A 23,978-nucleotide genomic window follows, 5' to 3' on the forward strand; every position below is an offset into this window, starting at 1 on the left:
CCGCTTGCCGGCGAGGCGGCCTTTACTCATGCTGTGGCCTGGACCCTGTTGCCCCGTCCGGCGAGGACGAGCGGTGCCGCCAGCAGGCACAGTGCCCCGGCAATGGTCAGGGCAGGCAGGTAGCTCTGGTAGTTGTCGCGAATAAATCCGCCGCCGAATGCCGCGAAGGCTGCCCCGATCTGGTGACCGGTAAAGACCCAGCCGAAGACGAGGTTTGCGCGGTCCCGGCCGAAGCGCTGTGCCGTCAGCTTTACCGTCGGGGGGACGGTTGCGACCCAGTCGAGCCCGTAGAAGATCGCGAAAATCGCCAGGCCGTAGAATTCGAACCCCGTGAAAGGGAGCCAGATCAGGGACAGGCCACGCAGCCCGTAGTACCAGAAAAGCAGCCATCGATTGTCGTAGCGGTCCGACAGCCAGCCTGAAGCGATAGTCCCGACCAGATCGAAGATGCCGACAATCGCGAGGATGGAGGTCGCCGTGATCGCGGTCATGCCGAAGTCGGCGCAGAGTGGAACGAAGTGGGTCTGGATGAGACCATTGGTCGAAGCCCCGCAAACGAAGAACGACAGGAACAACACCCAGAAGACGCGGGTTCTCGATGCGTCGATAAGGGCATCGATCGGCGAATTGCTTTGAATGGCGCCCGTCGGGGCGGGTTCTTCGTGCAACTGGCCGTAGGGGCGAAGTCCGAGATCGCTCGGCCGGTCGCGCATGAACAGCAGGATGCCGGTAGCGCAGATCGAGAGCATCACGAGTATGAAGGCGACGGCGATGCGCCAGCCCCCGGCCTCGGTGATCGCGGCGATCAGGGGCAGGAAGACGAGCTGACCGGTAGCGGTGCTGGCCGTCAGGATGCCGATGACCAGGCCGCGCCGCTCGGTGAACCAGCGGGTCGCAATGGTGGCGCCCAGAACCATTGCGGTGAGGCCGGTGCCGATGCCGACGACGAAGCCCCAGAGAATGATGAGCTGCCAGACTTCACGCATGAACAGAGACAAGCCCATCCCGGCGAATACGACGGACAGAGCGGTCAGGGTCATGCGGCGTAGTCCGTAGCGGTTCATCAGGGCCGCGGCGAAGGGCGCCATCAGACCGAACAGGAAGAACCGGATAGCAAGGGCTGCGGAAATCTCCGAAGCCTCCCAGCCGAACTCCTTTTGAAGCGGAAGCATGAGGACGCTGGGTGCCCCGACGGTCCCCGCCGTAACGAGCATGGTCAAAAAGGCGACGGCGGCAATCATCCATCCATAGTGGATGCCGCGCCGTTCAAAGCGGGTGGAAATGGCGACAGAAAGCATAGGGTGGCTCCGTCCGGGCCGACCGGGTCGGCGCAACAGTGACTATCATTATGCAAGTAAATAGCAGCGAAGCTAGCATAATGCAAGTTACTGGGTGGTCGAATCACCGTGCGTCGCAGGTGACGGCACTGGGTCAGGCGGTCTTCGCGGATCGCAAGGAAAAGTTCTGCGTGGTGATTTCGCGCCCGCTCACGCGGTCCACATAGACGGGATCCGCCGGCAGGCCGGTCTCGTTGTCGAATGCCTTCATCGTCCTGCCGCGATCGGCAAGATGGCGATTACCGAACTCCGCAAGTGCCAGCAGGACGGGCTGAAGATCGCGACCTTGCTCGGTGAGCACGTATTCATGGCGCACGGGCCGGTCCTGGTAGGCGCGCTTTTCCAGCAATCCTTCCGAGACAAGCCGGCGCAGGCGGGTCGTCAGGATATTGGGTGCAATCCCGAGGCTCTTCTGGAGTTCGTCGAAGCGGCTTCGTCCGAAGAACACGTCGCGCAGGATCAGGATGCTCCACCACTCGCCAACCTTGTCGAGGGAGCGTGCTATCGGGCAGACCATGTCTTCGAAACTTTTGCGTTGCATGGCGAAAAAATAGGTCTTTTACTAGCGTCATGCAAGTTAGCAGCGCCTGCGACTGTCCGGTACCGGCGAGGATCTATGGCTGCAGGTTCCGACGATCTGTGATGGGGCGCGGATGGAAAACCGCCCGGGCCACGTGAACTCAGGCTTTTTCTCAGGTACTGATCGTTTCGCGCTTTAGGCAACACGAGGCGAGTTTCCTACGCAAGCGATATCGTCCGAGCGCGTACAATACGCTTTTTTGACGTGATTCTTGTGCTGGACTGGCTTAAATCTATTTCCCCTCATCAACAGGTACGTCGATCTCCGTATGGAAAAGAGCCTAACCCGCTACATCTGGACTCACACGCGGAACCAGCAGTTGTGGATCCTCTTCGTCGTTCTCGCATCCATGATTCCCTATTTCATGGCCTTCGATCTTCCCAAGCAGATCATCAACGGGCCGATTCAGGGAAGTGGGTTCGAGTCGGCGGATTCGACGCAGCTCTTCATGAAAACGGAAGTGCATATTCCCGGGTTTGGAGACGTGCTGCTCTTTCCGGGCATAGAGCTCGACCGCATGTCCACGCTGATGGCGCTCAGCATCACGTTCCTGTTGCTCGTGATCGTCAACGGTCTGCTGAAATTCTACATCAACACCTACAAGGGGCGCCTCGGCGAGCGCCTGTTGCGGCGCATACGCTTCGAGCTCATCGACAAGATTCTTCGGTTTCCGCCCTCAATCTTCAAGCGGATGAAGGCCGCGGAAGTCTCGAGCATGGTCAAGGACGAGGTGGAGCCCATGGGTGGCTTCACCGGCGATGCGTTCGTACAGCCGGCGCTTGTCGGCGGGCAGGCGATCGCGGCGCTGACATTCATCCTCCTCCAGAACTTCTGGCTCGGATTGATCGCGGCCTTCATGGCCGCCATCCAGGTCGGCATCATTCCGAAGATGCGACGCCGCCTGATTGAGCTCGGCCGGCAACGGCAGCTTGGCGCGCGCCATCTTGCGGGCCGGGTCAGTGAGATCATCGATGGCATCGGAACGATCCACGCCTACGACACGTCCAACTACGAGCGCGCCGACGCGGCCAATCAGTTAGGCCACATCTTCAAGATCCGCTACGACCTGTACCAGTGGAAGTTCATGGTGAAGTTCATCAATAACTTCCTGTCCCAGCTGACGCCGTTCCTCTTCTACAGTATCGGCGGCTATCTGACGCTTAAGGGCAATCTCGACGTGGGGCAGCTGGTGGCTGTCATCAACGCCTACAAGGATCTGCCGGGGCCGCTGAAGGAACTCATCGATTGGGATCAGGCCCGCCAGGACGTCCAAGTCAAGTACGAGCAGGTCGTCGAGCAGTTCAACGCCGCTTCCGTTCTCGATTCTTCTATCCAGGCATTGGCTCCTGAGGCGCCCGCTGCTGTTCTGGCTCCGCTTGCCGCCGTCAACCTGAGCCTGGAGGACGATAGTGGGGCCACTCTCCTTCACCGGGTAACGCTGAAGATCGAGCATGGCGAGACCGTTGCCATCGTCGACAATGCCGGCAACGGCGGTGAAGCGCTCGCCGATGCCTTCGGCCGGGTCATATGGCCGTCCGCAGGCAGGGTGACAGCCGGGGAGCGCGATCTACTGGACTGGCCGGAATCGCATAGCGGTCGGCAGATCTCGCACGTCTCGTCTGAAACCTACTTCTTCCTCGGGAGCCTTCGGGACAATCTTCTCTATGGTCTCAAGCACGCACCCCTCGTGCCCGTGACCTACGAGGGCCCGCATCTTCTGCACCGCAAGTGGGCGATCCACGAGGCCCGCTTGGCGGGCAATCCGGATTTCGATCTCATGAGCGACTGGATTGACTACAGCTCGACCACGATCAACGAAGGCAATCCGCAGGATCTGACCGCTACCATGCTCGCGGTGTTGGATGTCGTGCAACTGTCGACCGATGTCCTGGATCTCGCGATGCGTTCGACATTCGATCCGTTGTCCAAAGCCCGGCTTGCCGAGGGGATCGTGGAAATGCGCAACGCACTCGGCGCCGAACTCGCAAAGGACGGAATGGCGGACTATGTCGTGCGCTTCGAGCCAGAAGGCTACAACGTGGAAGCGACGGTCGGTGACAACCTGCTGTTCGGAAGCCTCTCCGACCCGAGTTCAACGATCCCCGCGATCGTCTCCACCGACTACTTCCGGTCGGTCGTTGCACAGACGGGATTGTCCTCGATTCTCTTCGACATGGGTTACACCATCGCGGAGAATACGGTTGAAATCTTCGGCGATCTGCCGCCGGACCATCCCTTCTTCCAGGAACTATCCTTCATAAGCGCCGACGAAATTCCCTATTACCAGCAGCTGCTGCAGAAGCTGCAGCTGGGCGGCTTCGAGACCGCGGGAAACAAGGAGAGGCGCGACATCATCCGGCTCAGCTTCTTCTACATCGAGCCGCGTCACCGCTTTGGCGTGCTGACACCGGAGATAATGCAGAAGATCGTGGACACGCGGCATATCTTCCACGAGGGGCTGCCGCAGGACTTGAGGGCTCTGATAGAGCCTTACGATCCGGAACGGTATCTCGCCGCCACGACGCTCATCGAAAACATCCTGTTCGGCAAGATCAGCCATCGGCATGCCGATGCCTCACAGCGTATTCGCGCCGTCGTCACAAAACTGATACGCGAGAGGGGCATGTATGGCGATGTGCTTGAAATCGGTCTCGATTTCAGTCTCGGCGCTGGCGGAAAGCGGTTGACCACCGCGCAACGCCAGAAACTCAACCTGGCCCGAGCGCTGATGCGCAGATCGGATTTCTATGTCTTCAATCGCCCCCTCCCGGGACTGGATAGTCGCTTGCAGGAAGAGATCGTGGAAAACGTTCTCCTTTTCCTGGGCAAGAACGCAAACAATCCTACGATCATATGGGTACTGTCGAATGTTTCGCTTTGCAGATTGTTCGAGCGGGTTATAGTCTTCGACCAAGGGACGGTGGTCCAGGATGGAACGTACGAGACTCTTTCTCAGGAAAGCGGTATATTAAACGAACTGGTATCAACATAAGATGCCTTGCTGATAATCGGGATATATTGGAGCAGATGTAGTCATGCTTCTTAACGACGAAGTTCAGTTGTTGCGGCGCGTTCCTCTCTTTGCGGGAGTTGAGCCGGCAAAACTAAAGCTCCTTGCATTTGCCTCCGATCGCCTGAATTATGCCCCTGGCCAGACGTTATTTCGACAAGGAGACGCTGGTGACGCCGCCTATGTGGTCTTGAGCGGCAAGGCGGAAGTCATCATCGATTCTCCGGCCGGTCCAATTAAACTTGCCGAAATGGGTTGCAACGCCGTGCTGGGAGAAATCGCGATCCTTTGCGATGGGGTACGCACTGCCACCGTCAAGGCATCCACACCTCTCGAAGTCCTGCGCATCAGCAAGGACCATTTCCTCAAGCTGATGTCCGACAATCCTGCCGTGACGATTCAAATCATGCGCGTCCTGGCCCAGCGGCTGACAAATACGACAAACGAACTGGGTCTTGCCCGCGCGAGGCAGGATGCATGAGCCTTCTCTGCTAGGTCTCTCCCTCTCCGGTACCGCCAGCGGCGACGACACTGTGAGCATGCCGATCGCTGCCGGAGCCTTCATCGGTTGCAAGCAAGGCGAGTGCCGACATATGCTGGGATTTTCATAGGTATTTTCTGTAAAGGTCCTTCTTATGAGCAGTTCAACTGGCCTTGCGTCTGACCCGACGAAAGACGCAGGTACGGTTACGGTCAAGTTCTGGGGCGTCAGGGGAACCCTGCCGGTGGCCGGTCCGGAGTTCGCACACTATGGCGGCAACACCATCTGCATTGAAGTGCGCTGCGGGCCTCATGTCCTCCTTTTCGATGCGGGATCGGGTTTGCGGCCGGCCGGAAAGGTGCTAGCAGCCGAGGGACTGACCGACATCAACCTCTTCTTCTCCCACTGTCACTACGACCACATCATCGGATTTCCGTATTTCGATCCGATGTTCAAGAAGAAGACGTCGATCTGCGTGTGGTCCGGTCATCTCGCGGGGGTAAAGACCACCAGCGACATGCTGCGGGAGTTCATGAGCCCGCCCTGGTTTCCCGCTCCCCTGGATATCTGTACCGCAACACTGGAAACCCGAGACTTCGACCCGGGCGACACACTGTCGGTGGCGGAAGGCCTGACGATCAGAACCGGAATGCTGAACCATCCCGGAAACGCGGTCGGCTATCGCGTGGAATGGGGCGGCCGCGTCATCGCCATCATTACGGACACCGAACATGAACCGGGTGTCAACGATCCGACAGTTCTCCAGTTGATCGAGGGCGCCGATCTCTTCATCTACGACAGCACCTACAGCGACGAGGAGATGAAGCGGTATCGCGGCTACGGTCACTCTTCATGGCAGCAGGGGATCCGTCTTGCGGAGGAGGCAAAAGCCCGCAAGGTCGCCTTCATCCATCATGCCCAGTGGCGAACGGACCCCGAGCTCGCAACGATTGACGAGCGCGCGCGCCTCCAGTTCCCCGGGGCATTCGTGGCAAGGGACGGACAGACCCTGGTGCTTTGACGTCAGGCGTTCGCGCGTGTGGTCCCCGCGCGCGTAGCGTGGCATGACACTGGGATGGACCCTGCGTGGGCCTTGTTTGGGGCCTGTTCCGGCGCGTAGAGTTTTCGTCTTCGGCCGCTCCGGCGAGAATTGCGCTTCCCCATCGCAGGAAGTCCCGGCTATGTAAGGCAATGCCCTTTCCCCGTCCCTCCGACAAGACGCTCAGAACGCTTAGGCTCGCATCTGGCCTTGTCATGCTCCTCTTCGTGATGATGCACTTCACTAACCACGCGCTGACGCTCGTGTCGCTGGGTGCGGCCGAGCGTGCCAGATACTGGATCGGATCGCTGTGGTGGAACCCCGTGGGAACGACGCTGTTTTATGGGGCGCTTGCCGTTCACCTGTCGCTGGTGTTGCGCTCGATCTACCTGCGGCGAACCCTTAGAATGCCCATTCACGAGGCATTGCAGATCGTCCTCGGCCTCCTGATCCCCCTGCTGATCGTCCAGCATGTCGTGGGGGTCCGGTTTTCCCGCCTTCTCTACGGTGCGGACATCGACTACCAGACCGTTATCTACAAGCTGTGGGTCATTTCGCCCCTCGGCGGACTTCGCCAGAGCGTCGCACTTGTCGTCATCTGGACGCACGCTTGCCTCGGAGTGTTCTTCTGGCTTCGGTATCGAAATTGGTATCGGTTCGCCTCGCCTTACCTTCTGGTCGTCGCAATATTGCTGCCAGTGCTCGCGCTCCTCGGTTTCGCCACGACCGGAAGGGCACTGGAGGCGATCGCGATCGACGCGGGTCTCGTCGGGCGAAATCCCCAGATTGAGGAGCAGTCCGTTCCTCGCGAGGATCGGGGCATCGATCAGGAGGCCATGAATGCGAATCTCGAAAGGATAGAGCGAACAGCCATCGGGGTGTTCGGGGGCATGCTGCTATCGGTGTTGTTGCTTCGCGCCTTGCGTGCCTGGAGGCAGAGATCGACGGACATTGAGATAAGCTACGAGGGCGGCGCCATGGTGAGGGCACCGAGAGGGCTCAGCCTGCTTGAGGCAAGCCGTCTCGGAGCGGTGCCGCACTATGCGGTCTGTGGCGGCAAAGGGCGCTGTTCCACATGCCGGGTGCGGATACTGAGCAGCAAGTTCCCGCTGCCTCCGCCGGGAGACATCGAGCAGGCGACGCTCCGCCGCATTCATGCCGATCCCGATGTCCGTCTGGGCTGTCAGCTCCACCCCGAACACGACCTGAAGATCGCTCTCGTCCTTGCCCCGCAGGAGGAAGTCGAGTTGCCGGTCGGAAGCGGCAGCGTGCGGCCGGGGCGCGAGGCGGAGATCGCCATCCTCTTCTGCGACATCCGCAACTTCACGATGCTCACGGAGACGCGGCTCCCCTATGACGTCGTCTTCTTGCTCAACCGCTACTTCGCCATCGTCGGTCAGGCGGTGGAGCAGGCCGACGGCCGGCTCGACAAGTTCATCGGCGATGGCGCCATGGCGCTCTTTGGTCTGGATGGAAATTCGGAAAACGCCTGTCGAAACGCGCTGAAGGCCGCCGCAAACATCATTCGCAACATCGATCGTCTCAACGAAGAGCTCAGCCGAGAGTTCACCTTGACCATTCGGGTTGCGATCGGAATCCACGCCGGCCCTTCGATCGTCGGCGTGATGGGCTACGGCGCGGCAAAGAATCTGACGGCGATCGGTGACACGGTGAATGTGGCAAGCCGCCTCGAAAGCGTGGCAAAGGAGTACGACAGCGCGATCGTCGTATCCGAACCGGCGATCGTTCAGGCACGGGCCGAGAGAGGGGATCTGCAGAGCCGCAAGATTGCCATCCGGGGGCGCGTCTCGGAAATGCGTGTGTATCTCGTGACCGAGGAAGAGAGTGGGCGCTTCGCCTGAACCCCGGGCGCGGCCTCTCCAGCGCTTCGTTCACCCCTGGGAGGCGGGAGTGGCTGGGGGGTAGTGTGTGCCCCGCCTAAGGTCACCGGCTTCAGGATGAGGTCACGCCCAAATGCGAGGCGCTTTGGCGTGAGTGGCGAAGCCGAGGAATCGCGACGCCCCCTGGAGGCCTTGGCCGTTAGCTCGCGTCGGTCCGGCGATAGAGGAAGTATCTATCTGGATCGATGGTTGCGGGCTTGGGGAGCGCACTGAGCGCGGCGTGATCGAGCGGCAGGCCACTGACAGCGAGGCCGCCGGGAGCAAGCATGGCTGCGACGCGCTGGGGCAGCCATGTCAGGGTGATCGCATCCTTGTCGGGATAGCCGGTGCCGATATCGGCATGCACCAGCGCGGCGCCGCAGCCGGCAAACGTGGCAGCCGTCTCCTTGATCTCGCCGATCACGAGGTTTTCCGGATCGGGCACTGATGAGGAATGTGCGGCATTCGCTCGATCGAAGGCAACGATCCGGCGGTCCGGAAAGATTTCCCGAAGATGGTGGTAAGTCCTGCCGTTGCCGAGGCCGATCTCAAGGATCGGCCCACCGTCGACCAGGCCGATCTGGTCCCGGACGTGGTTGAGGATATCGCGCTGGGCCGTGAGGCGGCGAATGAAACTGTCCAGTCGACTCATCCTGCTGCATTCCCTCCTGGCTTGCGCCCTGCGGCCTGCTTGTTCAGGCCTTGATGATCGTTTCTCTGGCAATGCCCCGGCGCGCAAAGACGTTGCGTGTGTCGATGACGAGTGGTGACCATTCGGCCAGGGCGGCATAGTCCACGCCGTCATGGTCCGTTGCGACCAGTACGGCATCAAAAGCGGAAATGCTCTCCTTCGTCCACGGTACCGACCGCATGCCCTTCAGCGCGCTGTATTCGCGCGTGCGCGGGATCTCGGCTATGTGCGGATCGAAATAGGACGCCCGGCCGCCGCGCTCGATGATCAGCTCAAGGAGCTTCAACGAGGGACTTTCACGTATGTCCGGAACGTTCTTCTTGTAGGCCAGTCCCAGGACCAGCACGTTCGACCGGCTGAGCGCCTTGCCGAGCCTGACATCGAGAGCCTCGGCCAGCCTCGATATGACATGGCGCGGCATCGCGGTATTGATTTCGCCCGCAAGCTCGATGAATCGCGTGGGCAGGTCGTATTCCCGCGACTTCCAGGTCAGATAGAAGGGATCAATCGGTATGCAGTGACCGCCAAGCCCGGGACCGGGATAAAACGGCATGAAGCCGAAGGGCTTCGTCTTGGCGGCGTCGATCACTTCCCAGACGTCGATCCCCATGGCCTCGTAGACGATCTTCAGCTCGTTCACGAGCGCGATGTTGACCGCGCGGAACACGTTTTCTGTAAGCTTGACCGCCTCGGCGGTCGCATTGGACGACACCGGCACCACGGTCTTGACCACGGCGCCATAGAACGCCTTCATCAGCTCCGCCGCAGCTTCACCCTCGCCGGCGACGACCTTCGGTATCGTGGAGGTCTCGAAGTCGCGGTTGCCGGGGTCCTCGCGCTCCGGAGAGAATCCGAGAAAGAAATCGGTGCCGCAGACAAGGCCCGAATCCTCGAGGATCCTTTTGACCGGCCCGTCCGTGGTACCGGGATAGGTGGTGGACTCGAGCACCACGAGTTGGCCCGGCCGCAGTCGCTTGGCAATCTCGCGGGAGGTATTCTCCACAAAGGAAAGATCCGGATCGCGATGGCGGGTAAGCGGCGTGGGCACGCAGATGGCGATCACATCGCATTCCGAAAGGCGAGAGAAATCGCAAGTCGCCTCGAAACGGCCGGCGGCCCGCTCCTCGTTGAGCACCTTTTCCGGCACGGCTTCGATGTAGCTGCGGCCGGCGTCGATGGAAACGATCTTGTCCGGATCGATGTCGAAGCCCGTCACCTGGAAACCGCCGCGCGCGATCGTCATGGAAAGCGGCAGTCCCACATAGCCGAGGCCGATCACGCCCGCCTTTGCCCGTCTCTGTTCGATCAGCGAGTGAAGGCTTTCGAAATGCGAAGACTTTGATGTCAAGGCCGCCGTGGCTCCATGCATATTAGGAAGAGGCCCTCAGTTGAGAGAGAACCGGGCGGGTGTCAAGGGTGCCACGTGGCGAAACATTGCTACCCTACATTAGGGTATACGACGTCCGGTCTGGATTTTGCGGATGTTTTGTACTTTATTGCCGCCGTCGGGCGGACGGTCCCGATCGCAGCTGCAAGTGACGCCGGGCAAGAGAATTGATCGCCTATCCCAAATCGCAAGAGGTGCAGGAAATCTGGACTTTCCGAGCCCAGCCAATGCGGTTTGTTCCTGCGAAAGCCCGGAAATCGGCCGACGATGAAGCCGCGGCCGGCATGGTCCTCGGATGAGGATCGCATTCTATTCTCCGCTGAAGTCGCCCCGTCATCCCGTTCCGTCCGGCGACCGGCTGATGGCCCGGCAGATCGTTGGAATTCTCCAAAGCGCCGGCCACGAGCTCGAAGTCGCATCGGAGTTCCGCTCGTTTTCTCCGTCGCTGACGGCTGGCGAATGGCAGGGTCTGCTGGATGGCTCCCACAAGGAGAAAGACCGCCTCGCCGAGGCCTGGGAGGCGGCAGCACCGCCGGACCTCTGGTTCACCTACCATCCCTACTACAAGGCGCCAGACCTAATCGGTCCGGACCTGTGCCGCCGCTTTTCGATCCCCTATGTCACGGCGGAATGCTCCTATTCGCAGCGAAGGAACCAGGGGTTTCACGCGAAGACGCAGGACCTGCTGCTCCAGGGGCTCGAGCTGGCGGCGGTCAACATCTGCTTCACGGCGCGCGATCGCGCCGGACTGGAGGCCGCAGCACCCGGTGCCGCCTTCGCAACGCTCCCGCCATTCATCGACTCGGCCCGGTTCCTGGAACGCCCGTTGGCGTCGGGAGACGGGCGCCTCGTCGCCGTGGCGATGATGCGGAGCGGGGACAAGTTCGACAGCTACGTGGCACTCGCAAAGGCGCTCGCCGAAATCTCGCACCTGCCGTGGACGCTTTCCGTGGTCGGGGATGGGCAGCGTCGCGAGGAGGTCAAGGCTCTCTATTCGCGCTTCGCGCCGGACCGGATCGAATGGCAGGGCGAGAAGACGCCCGACGAGATTGCAGAAGTCTTTTCGGCAAGCAGCATCTATGTCTGGCCCGGGCACGGCGAGGCCTACGGCCTTGCCTATCTCGAAGCGCAGGCGTCGGGGTTGCCGGTAGTAGCCGAACGGACGGCGGGCGTGAGCGAGGTCGTTCGAAACGGTGAGACGGGTTTCCTGACGCCCGAGCGGGATACTACCGCCTATGCCGCTGCGATTGCGGGGCTGCTGACCAATTCCGAAAGGCGCCGTTCAATGGCCGAAGCCGCCCGCAGGTTTGTCGGGGAGGAGCGCTCGCTTGCCCCCGCGACCGCTCGACTTGCCGAAATCCTCGAAAGTCACCTGGGAAGGAAGCCATGACGCTCGCAGCGCTTCGCACCGTGCTCGACATCCGCGCCGACGCGGGGAACCCCGCCACCTTGTGGCTGAGGGATGATGATGTCGTCGAGCCCTGTGGTCCGCTTGATCGACTGCTCGGGCTTGCCGAGCGTGCGGCAGTGCCGGTGACGATAGCCGTTATTCCGGCTTTCACCGGAAACCCGCTCGCTGAGCGTCTCAAGGATACGCCGCTGGCCGAAGTGGCGGTCCATGGCTGGTCGCACGAGAACTACGCCGGTCCCCGAGAGAAGAAGCAGGAACTCGGACCGCATCGTCCGCTCGCTGACGTGGTCGAGGAGCTGCGTGCCGGGCGTGATCGCCTGTCCGTACTTCATGGCGAACGTTTCCTGCCGATGATGGTGCCACCCTGGAACCGGATCGACCGTGCCGTCGTCGAAAGCCTGCCCGCCTGCGGATACGAATCCCTCTCGGTCTTCGGGACGGAAAAGCGGGCACCGCTGGCAGTCCTCAATACCCATGTCGATATCATCGACTGGCACGGCACCCGTGGAGGCCGGGATCATGACACGCTGTTCGCAGAAATTGCTGCGCGTCTCTCCCTGCCGGCGCATGCCGGGTCGCCCACGGGGTTCCTGACCCATTGCCTCGTGCACGACGCTGCGGCCTGGGAATTCCTTGAACAACTCTTCGAGGCGACCCAAGATCATCCGGGTTGCCGGTGGAGCCCCGCATCCGAGCTCACACGGGCAGGCCCTACACGATCACCAGGATTTCCAGGCCAGGAGTAGCCCGGCCTCGTTCTCATCTGCCGCCTTGCACAGGGCCTTGACCTCCTCGTGAGGCGTCCCGCGGGCGACGCTGGCCGCGACGAACGATGCGTCGGGGATAGACACCGGGCCGCCCCTGGAGACGACTGTGAAGATCAGCGGGCCGGTCGACCACCAGGCGGGTGCGCCGGGCATTGCCTCCCTCAGATGCGGGAGCGCTTCGAGCGTCCTGCGGAAAACCAGATGGCGCGGCGGTGCGGCGATGAAGGAGTTGGTGAGCAGCAGGCTACCGGCGGAAGTATTGCGGGGGACATCCTCGGCAAGCGCCGAGAGGCCGACGAGAGGCAGGAAATCGTGGAAGCTCACATCCCGCCTTGCCGGATACCAGTCGCAGTCGAGATAGATCCCGCCGAATTCCTCGAGGATCGCATAGCGGGCCACGTCCACCGCCCCGGGATAGTCACCGTCTTCAAGCATGCCGGCAAAGACCGGATCGCCATCGAAGCCCGCTTCACTGAGCTCGCCTTCACGCCAGAGACGGTACTCGTAGCCGTGTGCTGCCGCGTGCTCCGCCCATGCCACGGTCGATGCCGGAGGCTCGTTCGGGCCTATCCAGATCTGGTGGATCACCCGGGGCACGGCCTCGCGGCTCGCGGCGGCGAGAGCCTTGCGCTCTGCGGCATCGAACCGTCCGTACTTTTCCGTCATCGCGGGCGGAGGCACCAGATTGAACTGGTAGCCGATGCGCTTCAGAGGGTCGCCTTCCGCCTTGGCAAGACGGAGCATCGCCGCGTGAAGGCGCCGTGGCAAACCGATTGCGGTTGGTGTTCCGAGCAGGTGGTTGTCGGGGTCCGCGACCAACGCGTCGTACATGACCCGAACCTCGTCGAACCGTCGCTGCTCCTGCAAGGCCCGGGCCTCCTCCAGAATTGCGGCGTAGTGATGCTTCGTCTTCATGCCTAACCTTCCCGGTGCGCAGTCGGCCGCTATTGCCGCGGGCGGATCGCTTTATGGCCCGAGATGGGCCCCATCTCAATGCCTCTGTCATGATTGCCCGCTAAGCGTGTTGCGAAAATCAGCCGGTCCGCGAGCACCGTTTGCGACCTGAGATTTTATGCGAATGAGGAAATATGGACAGACGTCAATGGCTGCGATAGCCTCAAGAGATAACAATAAATTCCTCTGTCCGCGTCAGCAGGATGGAGGTGGGGGGCAAGGAACCCGCTCCGCATGAGTTCAGGTGCAGATCTACTTCGAATTGAAAGCCTGGGAATTTCGTTTTCCATGCTCGGCCACCATGTCGATGCGGTCAGGAGTGCGAGCCTGCGCATCCTCCCGGCAAGGTGACGGCACTGGTCGGCGAGTCCGGTTCAGGCAAGTCCGTGATCGGGCAGACGATCATGGGCATCCAGCCCAAGAACGCCACGTCGCGCGGCAAGGTGCTGTTCAACGATGTGAGATCCGGCAATGGGCCGATCGACCTCCAGCAGCTCCCGCGGGATGGTGCCGAGATTCGAGCGATCCGCGGCAATCGCATCGGGATGATTTTTCAGGAGCCGATGACCTCCTTCTCGCCGCTCCACACGATCGGCAACCAGATCAGCGAAGCGCTGCGCATCCATAGCGAGGCGACCGAGGAGGAGATCACGGCGCGATGCCATGAGATGCTTGGTCTCGTGGGCTTCTCCGATCCGGCAAAGGTTTTCCATCTCTATCCCTTCGAACTCTCCGGCGGCATGCGCCAGCGGGCGATGATCGCGATGGCTCTGATCTGCAATCCCGCCCTGCTGATTGCCGACGAGCCGACCACGGCCCTCGACGTCACGATCCAGGCGCAGATCCTGAAGCTCCTCAAGGATCTCCAGTCCCAGTTGAACATGGCGATGCTTTTGATCACTCACGATCTCGGAGTGGTCGCCAATCTCGCGGACGAGGTGGTGGTGATCTACCAGGGAGAGATCATGGAGGCCGGGCCGGTCGAGGAAATCTTCAAGGCGCCGACACATCCCTATCTCAAGGGGCTCATGGCTGCGGTGCCGCACTTCCACATGGAGCGGGGTCAGAGGCTGAAGCCGCTGCGCGAAGTATCGGTGCACAGCGCCAACCTTCTCGGCAAGAAGGACCATGCGGTCCGGCACGACAGGCCGGATATTCTCCTGTCAGCGACCAATCTCAGCAAGACCTTCGGGATGCGCAAGTCGGGCTGGTTCGGTGGGGCAGCGGCCACGGGGACGCGCGCCGTCGATGATGTGAGCTTTGAAGTCAAGCGTGGTGAAAGCCTCGGCCTCGTTGGTGAAAGCGGCTGTGGCAAGACGACCGTCAGCAAGATCCTCATGCGCGCGGTGACGCCCGATACCGGCTCAGTCATTTTCGAGAGCGCGGACGGTCCCGTCGATGTCCTGGCGGCCGAAGGCGATTCACTGCAGTCGCTGCGCACGAAGATCCAGATGGTGTTCCAGGATCCTGTTTCCTCCCTGTCCCCGCGCATGACGATCCGGCGCATCCTGAGCGAGCCGCTGGAGATACATCGACGTGGTGATGCCCGGACGCGAGCGGATGCGGTGAAGGCTCTCATCCGGGCGATCGGCCTGGACGAACAGGCCCTGAGCCGATACCCGCACAGCTTCTCCGGCGGTCAACGGCAGCGGATCGGCATAGCAAGGGCACTGGCCCTCGGGCCCGAGCTCATCATATGCGACGAGCCGGTCTCTGCGCTCGACGTCTCCGTGCAGGCGCAAATCCTGAACCTGCTCAAGGATCTGCAGAAGGATCTCGGCCTCACCTACCTGTTCATTTCGCATAATCTGGCGGTCGTGAACTACATGGCGGATCGGGTTGCGGTCATGTGTGCAGGGCGGATCGTGGAGGTTGCGCCGTGCGAGATACTCATGAGCTCGCCCGTCCACCCCTATACCAAGTCGCTTCTCGCCGCCGTTCCCTATCCGGATCTCGACCGGCCGCTCGACTATGCGGTGCTGGAACAGGGTGGGGCGGCGAACAAGCACGTTTGGGGACCGCAGTTCGACGACGAGGACCAGGAGGGCGTGATGGCCGCCGCCGATCTCGGCGGCGGGCACTATGTGCTGGCGCGAAGGAGCGTTGATGCGAGGGAATTGCGCCCATGAGCGTCACCCGTCGCACCACGCTTGCCATGCTGGCCTCCACGCTCCTGCCGTTGCAGGCGCGTGCTGCCTTCCAGGGATCTGACTTCTTCAAGCAGAAGGTCGAGGAAGGCCTTCTGCCGGAAACAGCCGCACGGCTGCCCAAAAACCCACGCGTCGTGCCTCTTGCCCAGATGGGACGGGAAGCGGGTCGCCATGGCGGTGGTGTCCGGATGTTGATCGGCGGACAACGCGACATCCGCGTCATGCCCGTGATCGGTTATTCCCGTCTGGTCGGCTACGACGAGAAGCTCGCGCTCCAGCCGGACATCCTGGAGAGTTTCGAAGTCGCCGAGGCGCGGATCTTCACGTTCCATTTGCGCGAGGGACACAGATGGTCCGACGGCAACGAGCTGACGTCGGAGGATTTTCGCTACTGTTGGGAAGACGTCTCGCTCAACAAGGAGATCCACAAGGGGGGCCACCCATCGATCTCCTCGTAAACGGCAAGCCGCCGCACTTCGAGGTCCTCGACAAGTGGACCATACGCTACACCTGGGATGGTCCTAACCCGGTTTTCCTTGCAAAGCTCGCCGCACCGTCACCGGTACGCATTGTGCTTCCGTCGGCCTACATGCGCCAGTTCCACGTGCGCTACCAGGATCCGGAGGTGCTCGCACGGCTCGTCAAGGAGAACGACGTCGACGACTGGAGTGGGCTGCACATCAAGATGTCGCGCCAGGTGCGACCCGAGAATCCGGACCTTCCGACCCTCGATCCCTGGCGCAACATGACCGCGCCGCCGGCCGAGCAGTTCATTTTCGAGCGAAACCCGTACTTCCATCGCGTCGATGAGAACGGCCTGCAACTGCCCTACATCGACCGTTTCGTCCTGAACGTGAGTTCGTCGGAAATCATTCCGGCGAAGACCGGATCGGGCGAGAGCGACCTGCAATTCGCGGGCATCGACTTTGCCGACTACACCTTTCTCAAGGATGCACAAGGGCGGTATCCGTTCAAGGTCGACCTCTGGAAGCGCACGCAGGGGTCTCGCATCGCAATGCTGCCCAATCTCAACTGCGGCGACGAGGTCTGGCGGAAACTCTTCTCGGATGTCAACGTGCGTCGCGCACTGTCGGTGGCGATAAACCGGCGTGAGATCAACGCCGTCTGCTTCTACGGTCTCGCACACGAGAGTGCGGATACGGTCTTGCCTGAAAGCCAGCTCTTCAAGCCGGAATATGCGACTGCATGGGCCCAGTTCGATCCCGACCTGGCCAACAAGCTGCTCGATGACGCCGGCCTGAAGGAGAGGGGCAGTGACGGAATTCGCCGGCTCCCCGATGGGCGGCAGGCGCAGATCGTGGTGGAAAGCGCCGGCGAAAGCACGCTCGAGACCGACGTGCTGGAACTGGTGACCGATCATTGGCGCCAGGTCGGAATTTCGCTCTTCACCCGCGTATCGCAACGCGACGTTTTCCGCAGTCGCGCGCTCGGCGGGCAGATCATGATGTCGGTCTGGATGGGGCTGGACAACGGCATTCCCACGCCCGACATGTCGCCCGAAGGTCTCGCGCCCACCATGGACGACCAGCTGCAATGGCCAGTCTGGGGAATGTACTATCTCTCGGGCGGCAGCGACGGCCATCCGCCGGATCTTCCTGATGTCAAGGAACTGGTCGAACTCCTGCGCCAATGGTTTTCCTCGATCACCAGTGAAGCGCGTCGGGCCATTTGGCATCGCATGCTCGAACTGCGTGCGCAGCAGGTCTACACGATTGGCATCGTGAACGGTGCACTGACACCCATCGTGCGCTCTTCGCGGTTGCGTAACGTGCCTGAAAAGGCACTGTTCGGCTTCGATCCCACCTGCTATCTCGGTGTCTACATGCCGGACACGTTCTGGTACGACAAGGGGGCCTGACGATGCTGCGATATATGCTGTGGCGCATCGCGATGATGGTGCCGACCCTGTTCCTGATCTCGGTGCTCGTTTTCACGATCATCGAGTTGCCGCCGGGTGACTATTTCGAGAGCTACGTCGCCGAGCTGCGCGCGGTGGGCGAATCCGCCGACATGGCCGAGATCGAGGCGCTGCGTTCCCGCTATGGCTTCGATCAGCCCGCGCCAATACGCTACCTCCACTGGGTCGGCGGCATGATGGTGGGGGATTTCGGCTACTCCTTCGAGTATCAGATGCCGGTGAGCGATGTGGTCGGCGATCGCCTATGGCTGACGGTGATGGTCTCGTTCGTCACCATCGTCGTCACCTGGATCCTTGCGTTTCCGATCGGCATCTATTCGGCGACCCATCAGTATAGCTGGGGCGACTACGGGCTGACCCTCCTCGGCCTCATCGGCATTGCCGTTCCGAACTTCATGCTCGCGCTGCTCCTGATGTATTTCGCCAACATGTGGTTCGGGACCTCGATCGGCCATCTCATGGACAGGGAGTATCTCGGCGCTCCGATGAGCTGGGACAAGTTCAAGTCCATTCTCGAGCATCTCTGGATCCCGGTGCTGATCATCGGCACGGCGGGAACGGCGGGCATGGTGCGGAGGCTGAGGGCCAATCTTCTCGACGAGATGAACAAGCAGTACGTGGTCACGGCCCGGGCCAAGGGGCTGCATCCGTTTCGCGTCCTGGTGAAGTATCCGTTGCGCATGGCGCTCAACTTCTTCATCTCCGATATAGGATCCATCCTGCCTTCGGTGATCTCGGGTGCTGAAATAACCGCGATCGTCCTGTCGCTGGAGACGACCGGCCCCATGCTGATCCGGGCGCTCCAAAGTCAGGACATGTATCTTGCCGGTTCCTTCCTCATGTTCCTGGCCTTCCTGACGGTGATCGGCGTGCTGGTGTCCGACATTGCACTTGCCATTCTCGATCCCCGCATCCGGCTCGGCGGAGGCAGCACCAAATGAAGACTCCACTTCCTGAACCGGGCGCGCCACTCGGGCACTTTGTCTCTTCGGCACCTTTCGATCCGTATCTGACGGAATCAAGTGCCGCCACCCAGAGCCGGTTCAGCCAGGCCTCCCAGCTGCAGCTGATGTGGTGGAAGTTCAAGCGCCACCGGGTAGCGTTGATTTCCGGTATCTTCCTGGTCGCGATGTACCTGATGATCGTGGTTGCAGAGTTTCTCGCGCCATACAATCTTCACACGCGGCACATAGATTTCATCTATTCCCCACCCCAGAGGGTGCGTCTTTTCCATGAGGGAAGCTTCGTAGGTCCGTTCGTTTATGGGCGCGAGATGACGTTGAACATGGAGAACCTCCAGCGGGTGTACACGGACAATACGTCCGATATTCAACCGCTTCGCTTCTTCTGCCGGGGGGATGGATATCGCTTCTGGGGCCTTTTTGACGCCAACTTGCATCTCGTTTGCCCCGCAGTCGACGGACAGATGTTCCTGCTCGGCACGGACCGATTGGGGCGCGATGTGCTGTCCCGCATCATCTATGGTGCGCGCATTTCGCTCACAATCGGCATCCTGGGCGTTGCGATGAGTTTCGTCCTTGGCATCGTGATCGGTGGTTTCGCCGGCTACCACGGCGGCATTTTCGACATGGTCGTGCAGCGTGTGATCGAGGTGTTGCAGTCCATTCCGAGTATTCCGCTCTGGCTTGCGCTTGCCGCGATCATGCCTGTCACCTGGAGCCCGATACTCGTCTATCTCGGCATAACGATCATCCTCGGCCTTCTCGACTGGACCGGTCTTGCGCGTGCCGTCCGATCGAAGCTGTTGTCGCTGCGAGAAGAGGACTACGTTCTCGCCGCGCAGCTCATGGGTGCGAGCAGCAAGCGGATCATCGCCCACCACCTGATCCCCGGCTTCATGTCCCATCTCATCGCATCGGTAACGCTGACAATCCCAGGGATGATTCTCGGCGAAACCGCGCTCAGCTTCCTCGGCCTCGGCCTGCGACCGCCGATCACCAGCTGGGGCATTCTTCTGACCGAGGCGCGCAGCGTCAACACGATCGCGCTCTATCCGTGGCTGTTGTTGCCCACGATTCCGGTGATTCTTGTGATCCTGGCATTCAATTTCCTGGGAGATGGATTGAGGGATGCCGCCGACCCCCTTAAGTGAAGTGGAATGAAGCGTGCGTAAGAGCATTCATCGTCAAGCAGGTGCGAGCGTCTACGCTGCGAGGTTTTAACACATGCTACGCCCACTGAAGGATGCCCGCATCCTCATGTACAGCCACGATTCCTTCGGCCTCGGTCATCTGAGACGATGCCGGACGATCGCGCATTCGTTGGTCGAGGACTACCGTGGCCTCAACGTACTGATCATTTCCGGAGCCACGATCGCAGGCGCGTTCGACTATCGAACGCGCGTGGATTTCGTGAAGATCCCGAGCGTGATCAAGCTGCGCGACGGCGACTACACCTCGCTCGACCAGCACATCGATCTTCAGGAAACGCTGAAGATGCGCCGTTCGATCATCCGGCACACCGCCGAAACCTTCCAGCCGGATATCTTCATCGTCGACAAGGAGCCTATGGGCCTGCGCGGCGAAGTCGAGGAAACGCTTTCCTATCTCCAGCGCCAGGGCACGCGACTTGTGCTTGGCCTGCGCGATGTCATGGACGCCCCGCATTTGCTCGAGGCCGAATGGAGGCGCGGCGGTGTGGTGAAGAAGATCGATCGGTTCTTCGATCACGTCTGGGTCTATGGTCCGGAGGATTTTCACGATCCACTGAAGGGGCTCGACGTGCCGCAATCGGTGCGGGGAAGGATGGATTTCATCGGCTTCCTCCAGCGCAGCACCGCGCAGAACGAGCTTCAGTCCCATCGGCCGAAGGAGAAGTACATTCTCGCCACCACCGGTGGCGGAGGTGACGGCGCGGATCTGATCGACAATGTCATCAACGCCTATCATCACGACAAGACCCTGACGCAGAAGGTTCTCATCGTTCTCGGGCCTTACATGCCGAGCGAACAGCGGCAGCGCTTCAGCCAGAGTGCCGCCTCCCTTCCGCAGGTCGAGATAATCGAGTTCGATTCCCGCATGGAGGACTTGATCGCCGGCGCGGAGGCTGTGGTGTCCATGGGAGGCTACAACACCTTCTGCGAGATCCTGTCTTTCGACAAGCCGGCCTTGATCGTTCCGAGGCTGATTCCGCGCATGGAGCAACTGATCCGGGCGCGAAGGGCTTCCGAGATGGGATTCGTCGACATGCTTCTGCCCGAAGAGGCGGACGATCCGGCTCGCATGGCCGCCGCGCTGAAGGCCTTGCTCGGTCGGGCCGCGCCTTCTGCCAGTGGGCAGAGGCTCGAGCTTGATGGCCTCTCCAACATCTCCCGCATCGTCGGAACCTGGCTCGAATCCGACGAAATGCAGGATGCCTCCACGGCAACAGGATAAAGCAGGCCGCAATGCAGAATCGCAAGGTAGTTGTCCTTCTCAAAGGATACCCGCGCCTGTCCGAAACCTTCATTGCCCAGGAGCTTCTGGGCCTGGAAAAGGCGGGCTTCGAACTTGAGCTCGTCGCCATGCGGCGGCCCACGGACAAGAAGCGCCATCCCATCCACGATGAAATCCGTGCCCCGGTTCACTACCTGCCGGAATATCTGCACCAGGAGCCGATCCGGGTACTGAAGGCGCTGCTTGCCGTGCGAAAGAAAGCCGGCTTCCGCAAGGCTTTTCGCTCCTTCCTTGCCGATCTCAAGCGCGATGTCAGCCGCAATCGCTTCCGGCGCTTCGGCCAGGCGGCGGTGCTCGTTGCGGAGTGGCCGGGCGATGCGCACTGGCTGCACGCTCATTTCATTCACACCCCTGCATCCGTCGCGGCCTATGCGAGCCAGATCGCCGATATTCCCTGGACCGTCTCGGCCCATGCGAAGGACATATGGACGTCGCAGGATTGGGAGCTCGCCGGCAAGCTCGCGAGTGCTCGCTGGGTGGTCACATGCACGCGCACCGGTTTTGATCATCTGAAGATGCTGGCCGGCGGCAAGGGCGACGTACACCTGAGCTATCACGGTCTGGACCTCGACCGCTTCCCACCTTTCACCGAGAGGCATTCGCTTCGCGACGGTTCTGATCCGAACGATCCGGTGAGAATTCTCAGCGTCGGCCGTGCCGTCAGCAAGAAGGGCTTCGACTACCTGATGAAGTCCCTTGCGCTCCTGCCATCTGAAATCAACTGGCGGTTCGAGCATATCGGGGGTGGGGAACAGTTGCCGAAGCTGCAGGCGCTCGCCCGCGAGCTCGGTATCGCCGATCGGGTGACATGGAAGGGCGCGCTCGACCAGAAGGACGTGCTCGAGCACTACCGCCAGGCGGATCTCTTCGTGATGGCCTGTCGCGTCACCGACGACGGCGATCGGGACGGCTTGCCGAACGTGCTGGTGGAGGCGGCGAGCCAGCGCCTTGCCTGCGTGGCTACAGACATTTCCGGCATTCCGGAGCTCTTTACGGATCGTGAGAATGGTTTGCTCGTGCCGCCGGAGCAGCCGCAAGCGATGGCGACGGCGCTCGAAACGGCAATCCGCGATCCGCAGCTGCGCGTGCGCCTCGGGGACGCGGCGGAGGCAAGGGTTCGAAACGACTTCGACCATGTATCGAGCATCGGCCAGCTTCGTACGCTGTTTCATGCGGAGTGGAGCCGCACATGACGACGCCGCAAGGAGACACGACCCTCCCAGGCGCCGCGGCGCCGCGCGTTCTGTTTTACGTTCAGCACCTGCTTGGCATCGGCCACCTCGCACGGGCGAGCCGCATCTCCGAAGCGCTTCATGCGGACGGATTCGATGTGACGATCGTGACGGGGGGCATGCCGGTGCAGGGCTTTCCCGGACCGGGGGTGCACCATGTCATGCTGCCGCCTGTCGCTGTCGGCGATGCCGGTTTCTCGGGGCTGGTGACGTCCGAAGGCGTTGCCGTCGACGAAGCTTTCATGAAGAACCGCGCCGGCCTTTTGCTCGAGGCCTTCCACGATTGCAGCCCGGATATCGTCATCGTGGAGGCTTTTCCATTCGGCAGGCGGCAGGTCCGCTTTGAGCTTCTGCCGCTTCTCGACGCAATCGAGAAGAGCCGGCCGAGACCGCTCCTGGTCACCTCGCTGAGGGACATCCTGCAGGAGCGCAGCAAACCCGGCCGCGACGAGGAGACCGTTGCACTGGTGAAGCGGCATTTCGACCGGGTTCTGGTCCATGGCGATCCGACCTTCGTGCGCCTTGAGGATACATTCCCGCTCGCGGCGGAGATTGGCGACAAGGTCGTCTATACCGGCCTGGTCGCTCCCCCGCCGCCGCCATCGCCCGCCGAGAATTTCGACGTGATCGTGTCTGCCGGTGGCGGTGCCGTCGGCGCTTCGCTGATCCGCGGCGCGCTGGATGCTTACCGCCTCCTCGGTGCTACCGGTCGATGGTGCATGATTGCCGGCCCCAATCTCCCGAAGGAAGATTTCGAGAGCCTTGCCGACGAGGCACCGTCCGGCGTCAGCCTCGTACGGTTCCGCACGGACTTTGCAAGCCTCCTCGCCGGCGCGCAGCTTTCCATATCTCAGGCCGGATACAATACGGTCTGCGACATCTTGCGTGCCGGTTGCCGGTCGCTGCTGGTTCCGTTCGCGGCAGGCGGTGAGACCGAACAAACCGTGCGGGCCGAACGCCTGCAGCGACTGGGCCTGGCGAGGGTCTTGAAGGAAGATGGCTTGTCCGGCCCCGCGATGGCCGAGGCAATTCGCTCTGCGCTGGCGACCGATTCCCCGTGCGAAGTTCTGCTGGAACTCGAAGGCGCCCACAACACGGCGTCGATCCTGCGCGAACTGATCGGCCGGGCGTAGCAGACACCGGTCGACGGTAACCCTCGACAGCCGGGCCATTGTCGGCCCGATGCGGCTGGCGCACATCCGATTGCTGCGATCGTTCTACTTCCTGCCGTGAGTTTGTTCACATTGCCGCGGGATAAGCGCAGGCAGCGTGTCGAATCCAGGAGACCTGGTGCAGGCAACCTGCAACGGCGGCCCAGCAGGCTGCCCCTTCGTTCGCAAGACCCGCCAGGCGTCTGAATCGAGCAACCATTCGACGCCAGTGGCTTCCCACTGATCTTGAGATACCGATTTCCGAAGTGAGTAGAAACCCGCGCTGCCCCATCCGACGGTCCGTCGGCACAGGACGCCAAAGGGCGTCTGGTAACAGCATATGGAAAAATCAGGATATTGATCTGGCAGTGATCAATAGGAAATGGTGCCCAGAAGAGGACTCGAACCTCCACGCCTCGCGGCACAGGTACCTGAAACCTGCGCGTCTACCAATTCCGCCATCTGGGCGACGGACCGGCATGTAAGGGGCTCCCCGCCCGGTGTCAACAGGCAT

General features: G+C 61.3%; 16 protein-coding genes, 1 tRNA gene and 2 pseudogenes. 13 read left to right on the plus strand and 6 right to left on the minus strand.

The genetic code is table 11. From position 1 onward, the window contains the following. Positions 1–26: 26 nt before the first annotated feature. Both F3Y30_RS04335 and F3Y30_RS04340 read right to left on the minus strand, forming a co-directional pair. Complete coding sequence (locus F3Y30_RS04335) at positions 27–1,298, minus strand: MFS transporter (RefSeq protein WP_203425307.1); 1,272 nt, start codon at positions 1,296–1,298, stop codon at positions 27–29. A 133-nt stretch (positions 1,299–1,431) separates the two neighbouring features. Beyond that, the gene (locus F3Y30_RS04340; protein WP_203425308.1) at positions 1,432–1,878 is read right to left on the minus strand and encodes a helix-turn-helix domain-containing protein; all 447 of its coding nucleotides are present in this window, start codon (positions 1,876–1,878) and stop codon (positions 1,432–1,434) included. 307 nt (positions 1,879–2,185) lie between these two features. On the opposite strand from F3Y30_RS04340, the gene F3Y30_RS04345 reads away from it, so the two are divergent. From F3Y30_RS04345 to F3Y30_RS04360, 4 genes are all read left to right on the plus strand, one after another. Then, positions 2,186–4,909, plus strand: coding sequence for an ABC transporter transmembrane domain-containing protein (locus F3Y30_RS04345; RefSeq protein ID WP_203425309.1), 2,724 nt, complete (start codon positions 2,186–2,188; stop codon positions 4,907–4,909). Positions 4,910–4,952: 43 nt separating this feature from the next. Continuing rightward, on the plus strand, positions 4,953–5,408 hold the full coding sequence (locus F3Y30_RS04350) for a cyclic nucleotide-binding domain-containing protein (RefSeq protein ID WP_203425310.1): 456 nt from the start codon (positions 4,953–4,955) through the stop codon (positions 5,406–5,408). Between the two features lie 154 nt (positions 5,409–5,562). Continuing rightward, positions 5,563–6,429 (plus strand): MBL fold metallo-hydrolase, encoded by an 867-nt coding sequence (locus tag F3Y30_RS04355; protein WP_203425311.1) that lies wholly within the window; start codon positions 5,563–5,565, stop codon positions 6,427–6,429. A gap of 170 nt (positions 6,430–6,599) precedes the next feature. Continuing rightward, complete coding sequence (locus F3Y30_RS04360; protein WP_246752864.1) at positions 6,600–8,309, plus strand: adenylate/guanylate cyclase domain-containing protein; 1,710 nt, start codon at positions 6,600–6,602, stop codon at positions 8,307–8,309. A 178-nt stretch (positions 8,310–8,487) separates the two neighbouring features. Here the strand turns inward: F3Y30_RS04360 and F3Y30_RS04365 are convergent, their stop codons facing one another. Together F3Y30_RS04365 and F3Y30_RS04370 are read right to left on the minus strand one after the other, a co-directional pair. After that, entirely contained in the window at positions 8,488–8,979 is a 492-nt protein-coding gene (locus F3Y30_RS04365) for a class I SAM-dependent methyltransferase (RefSeq protein WP_203425312.1), read from the minus strand. A 43-nt stretch (positions 8,980–9,022) separates the two neighbouring features. Next, complete coding sequence (locus F3Y30_RS04370) at positions 9,023–10,366, minus strand: nucleotide sugar dehydrogenase (RefSeq protein WP_246752865.1); 1,344 nt, start codon at positions 10,364–10,366, stop codon at positions 9,023–9,025. 334 nt (positions 10,367–10,700) lie between these two features. Between F3Y30_RS04370 and F3Y30_RS04375 the strand changes: the two genes are divergently transcribed. Together F3Y30_RS04375 and F3Y30_RS04380 are read left to right on the plus strand one after the other, a co-directional pair. Continuing rightward, positions 10,701–11,795 carry a glycosyltransferase family 4 protein gene (locus F3Y30_RS04375; RefSeq protein WP_203425314.1) on the plus strand — a complete coding sequence of 365 codons (1,095 nt, stop codon included), beginning with the start codon at positions 10,701–10,703 and terminating at the stop codon, positions 11,793–11,795. After that, complete coding sequence (locus F3Y30_RS04380) at positions 11,792–12,562, plus strand: polysaccharide deacetylase family protein (protein WP_203425315.1); 771 nt, start codon at positions 11,792–11,794, stop codon at positions 12,560–12,562. The genes F3Y30_RS04375 and F3Y30_RS04380 overlap by 4 nt, the downstream gene beginning before the upstream one ends. Here F3Y30_RS04380 and F3Y30_RS04385 read toward each other — a convergent pair. Then, on the minus strand, positions 12,536–13,498 hold the full coding sequence (locus F3Y30_RS04385; RefSeq protein WP_203425316.1) for a glycosyltransferase: 963 nt from the start codon (positions 13,496–13,498) through the stop codon (positions 12,536–12,538). The genes F3Y30_RS04380 and F3Y30_RS04385 overlap by 27 nt on opposite strands. A 273-nt stretch (positions 13,499–13,771) precedes the next feature. On the opposite strand from F3Y30_RS04385, the pseudogene F3Y30_RS04390 reads away from it, so the two are divergent. The 7 genes and pseudogenes from F3Y30_RS04390 to F3Y30_RS04420 all read left to right on the plus strand — a co-directional run bounded on the left by F3Y30_RS04390 (position 13,772) and on the right by F3Y30_RS04420 (position 23,446). Further along, a pseudogene (locus tag F3Y30_RS04390) lies at positions 13,772–15,666 on the plus strand (ABC transporter ATP-binding protein). After that, positions 15,663–17,566 (plus strand): annotated as a pseudogene (locus F3Y30_RS04395) (ABC transporter substrate-binding protein). Before F3Y30_RS04390 ends, F3Y30_RS04395 begins: the two co-directional pseudogenes overlap by 4 nt. A 2-nt stretch (positions 17,567–17,568) precedes the next feature. Beyond that, entirely contained in the window at positions 17,569–18,567 is a 999-nt protein-coding gene (locus tag F3Y30_RS04400; RefSeq protein ID WP_203425317.1) for an ABC transporter permease, read from the plus strand. Continuing rightward, positions 18,564–19,739 carry an ABC transporter permease gene (locus F3Y30_RS04405; protein WP_203425318.1) on the plus strand — a complete coding sequence of 392 codons (1,176 nt, stop codon included), beginning with the start codon at positions 18,564–18,566 and terminating at the stop codon, positions 19,737–19,739. The genes F3Y30_RS04400 and F3Y30_RS04405 overlap by 4 nt, the downstream gene beginning before the upstream one ends. A gap of 73 nt (positions 19,740–19,812) precedes the next feature. Beyond that, positions 19,813–21,021 carry a glycosyltransferase family protein gene (locus tag F3Y30_RS04410; RefSeq protein WP_203425319.1) on the plus strand — a complete coding sequence of 403 codons (1,209 nt, stop codon included), beginning with the start codon at positions 19,813–19,815 and terminating at the stop codon, positions 21,019–21,021. Positions 21,022–21,032: 11 nt separating this feature from the next. Further along, positions 21,033–22,274, plus strand: a complete 1,242-nt coding sequence (locus F3Y30_RS04415) for a glycosyltransferase (RefSeq protein WP_203425320.1) — start codon at positions 21,033–21,035, stop codon at positions 22,272–22,274. After that, positions 22,271–23,446 carry a glycosyltransferase gene (locus tag F3Y30_RS04420; protein WP_203425321.1) on the plus strand — a complete coding sequence of 392 codons (1,176 nt, stop codon included), beginning with the start codon at positions 22,271–22,273 and terminating at the stop codon, positions 23,444–23,446. Before F3Y30_RS04415 ends, F3Y30_RS04420 begins: the two co-directional genes overlap by 4 nt. A gap of 401 nt (positions 23,447–23,847) precedes the next feature. On the opposite strand, the gene F3Y30_RS04425 is transcribed toward F3Y30_RS04420, so the two are convergent. Then, positions 23,848–23,932: transfer RNA gene (locus tag F3Y30_RS04425), tRNA-Leu, on the minus strand. Between the last annotated feature and the right edge of the window lie 46 nt (positions 23,933–23,978).

The sequence above is a fragment of the Sinorhizobium sp. BG8 genome, from assembly GCF_016864555.1.
Taxonomy (GTDB): domain Bacteria; phylum Pseudomonadota; class Alphaproteobacteria; order Rhizobiales; family Rhizobiaceae; genus BG8.